The 3,255-nt window shown below is 76.9% G+C and carries 1 protein-coding gene; it reads left to right on the top strand.

All coding sequences use genetic code 11. The annotated features are described in order from the left end of the window. On the top strand, window positions 1–3,255 hold a 3,255-nt coding region (locus GTW08_RS26525), incomplete at both ends, for a type I polyketide synthase (RefSeq protein WP_161152690.1).

Genomic DNA, 3,255 nt, shown 5'->3' with positions numbered 1-3,255 from the left:
CGCGCGTTCCGCGACCTCGGCTTCGACTCGCTGACCATCCTGGAGCTGCGCAACGCGCTCAACGCCGCCACCGGGCTGTCGCTGCCCGCGACGCTGGTCTACGACCGGCCCACCCCGCGGGAGATGGCCGGGTTCCTGCTCGGCGAGCTGCTCGGCACGCTGCCCGAGCAGCGGGGCCCGGTCCGCACGAGCGCCGCCGTGGACGACCCGATCGTCGTCGTCGGGATGGCCTGCCGGTTCCCCGGCGGGGTCCGCACCCCCGAGGACCTGTGGGAGCTCGTGGCCCGCGGCGATGACGGCATCACCGGGTTCCCCGACGACCGCGGCTGGGACCTCGCCGCGCTCGGCGACGGGGCCTCGGCCACGCTGCGGGGTGGGTTCCTGGACGGCGTCGCGGACTTCGACGCCCGGTTCTTCGGCATCTCCCCCCGCGAGGCGCTCGCCATGGACCCCCAGCAGCGGCTGCTGCTGGAGACCACCTGGGAGGCCGTCGAGCGGGCCGGGATCGACCCGGCGACGCTGCGCGGCTCGGCCACCGGCGTCTTCGTCGGCACCAACGGCCAGGACTACGCGACGCTGCTGCGCCGGTCGGCCGACGACGTCTCCGGCTACGCCGCCACCGGCAACACCGCCAGCGTCATGTCCGGCCGGCTGTCCTACACCCTCGGCCTGGAGGGGCCCGCCGTCACCATCGACACCGCCTGCTCCTCGTCGCTGGTCGCCCTGCACTGGGCCGGACGGGCACTGACCGACGGGGAGGCCGACCTGGTCCTGGCCGGTGGGGTCTCGGTCATGTCCGGACCGGACTCGTTCGTCGAGTTCTCCACCCAGGGCGGCCTCGCCCCGGACGGGCACTGCAAGCCCTTCTCCGACGACGCCGACGGCACCGCCTGGTCCGAGGGCGTCGGCATGCTGGTGCTGGAGCGCCTGTCCGACGCCCGCCGCCACGGCCACCGCGTGCACGGCGTGATCGGCGGCTCGGCGATCAACCAGGACGGCGCCTCCAACGGGCTCACCGCCCCCAGCGGGCCGTCCCAGCAGCGGGTCATCCGCCAGGCGCTGGCCGACGCCGGGCTCACCCCGGCCGACGTCGACACCGTCGAGGCGCACGGCACCGGGACCACCCTCGGCGACCCGATCGAGGCCCAGGCCCTGATCGCCACCTACGGCCGCGACCGCGACACCGACCGCCCGCTGCACCTGGGCACGGTCAAGTCCAACATCGGTCACACCCAGGCCGCCGCCGGCGTCGCCGGGGTGATCAAGATGCTGCTCGCGATGCGGCACGCCACGCTGCCCCGCACCCTGCACGCCGGCACGCCGTCCTCGCACGTCGACTGGAGCGCCGGCACCGTGGCCCTGCTCGACGAGGCCCGGGACTGGCCGGAGACCGGCGGCACCCGCCGGGCCGGTGTCTCGGCGTTCGGGGTCAGCGGCACCAACGCCCACGTCATCGTCGAGCAGGCACCGCCCGCCCCGGAGACCGCCGCCGCCGAGCTGCCCGGCGAGGTCCCGTGGGTGCTGTCCGCCCGCACCCCCGCGGCCCTGCAGGAGCAGGTCGACCGCGTGGTCGGCGCTGCCGGTGGGCACACCGCCACCGACGTCGCCGCGACCCTGGCCGGTGGCCGCACCCTGTTCGGCCACCGCGCCGTGCTCCTCGCCGGCCCGGACGGGATCCGCGAGGCCGCCCGCGGCACCGCACCCCGCACCCCCGGCCGGACGGCGTTCCTGTTCTCCGGGCAGGGCGCCCAGCACGCCGGGATGGGCCGTGCGCTCCACGAGCGCCACCCCGCCTACGCCGAGGCCCTCGACGAGGTCCTCGCCCGGTTCGACACCCTGCTCGACGCACCGCTGCGGGACGCGCTGTTCGCCGAGCCCGGCTCAGCGGCCGCCGACCGGCTCGACGAGACCGGCACCACCCAGCCCGCGCTGTTCGCCGTCGAGGTGGCGCTGTACCGGCTCCTGGAGTCCTGGGGGCGCACCCCGGACCTGGTCGCCGGGCATTCGGTCGGTGAGATCGCCGCCGCGCACGTGGCCGGCGTGCTCTCCCTCGACGACGCCTGCGCGCTCGTCGCGGCCCGGGCCTCGCTGATGCAGGCGCTCCCGGCCGGGGGCGCGATGGTCGCGGTCGAGGCCACCGAGGACGAGGTCACACCGCTGCTCACCGACGGCGTCGCGATCGCCGCGGTCAACGGGCCCGCCTCGCTGGTCCTCTCCGGGGACGCCGACGGGGTCGGCGCGCTCGCCGACCGGCTGGCGGCCGACGGCCGCCGGACCCGGCGGCTGCGGGTCAGCCACGCCTTCCACTCGCCGCTGATGGACGCGATGCTCGACGGGTTCGCCGCCGCGATCTCGGGGATCACCTTCGCCGCACCGCGGATCCCACTGGTCTCCACGCTCACCGGTGCCCTCGCCGGGCCGGAGCTGGGCGAGCCCGGCTACTGGGTGCGTCACGTGCGGGAGGCCGTGCGGTTCGCCGACGGTGTCCGCGCCCTGCACGAGGCCGGGGCGACCGTGTTCGCCGAGATCGGCCCGGACGCGGCGCTGCTCGCCCCGGCCCAGCAGACCCTGGACACGGTGGCACCGGCCGACGGCCCGGCAGCGGTGGTCGTCGCGCTCCAGCGGCGCGACCGCGACGCCGGCACCGCGCTGCTCGAGGGCCTCGCCGTCCTGCACGTCCACGGCGCCGGACCGGACTGGGCGGCCGTGCTGCCCGCCCGCGGGCCGGTCGAGCTGCCGACCTACCCGTTCCAGCGGGAACGCTACTGGCCCGAGCCCGGCACGCCGGGCGGCGGCGCCGGACCGGCCGACCCGGCCGACTCCGCCTTCTGGGCGGCTGTCGAGCGGGAGGACCTGGAGAGCCTGTCGGGCTCGCTCGGTGTCGACGGCGACACGCTCGCCACGATGGTCCCTGCGCTGTCCGCCTGGCGCCGCCGCCACGGCGCCGAGTCCGCGGCCGCGACCTGGCGTTACCGCGAGACGTGGACCCCGGTCCCGACCCCGGCGGCCGCGGTCACCGGGCGGACGCTCGTGCTGGTGTCCGCCGGTGCCGACGCCTGGACCGACGCCCTCGTGACCGCGCTCGACGCCGAGACCGTGGTCGTCGGCGACGGCTCCACCGACGAGCTCACCGTGGCCCTCGGCGTCCTCGACGACGCCGACCGGCCCGTGGACCGGGTGGTGTCGCTGCTCGCCGCCGGGACGTCCGGGCTGCCGTCCGGGCCCGCCCGGGCGTCGGCGCTGCTCGCCGCGCTC

The organism is Pseudonocardia sp. SID8383, assembly GCF_009864975.1.
GTDB classification, from domain to species: Bacteria; Actinomycetota; Actinomycetes; order Mycobacteriales; family Pseudonocardiaceae; genus Pseudonocardia; species Pseudonocardia alni.
The sequence above is the reverse complement of the archived record's forward strand: the minus strand, read 5'-3'. Positions and strand labels throughout refer to the sequence as shown.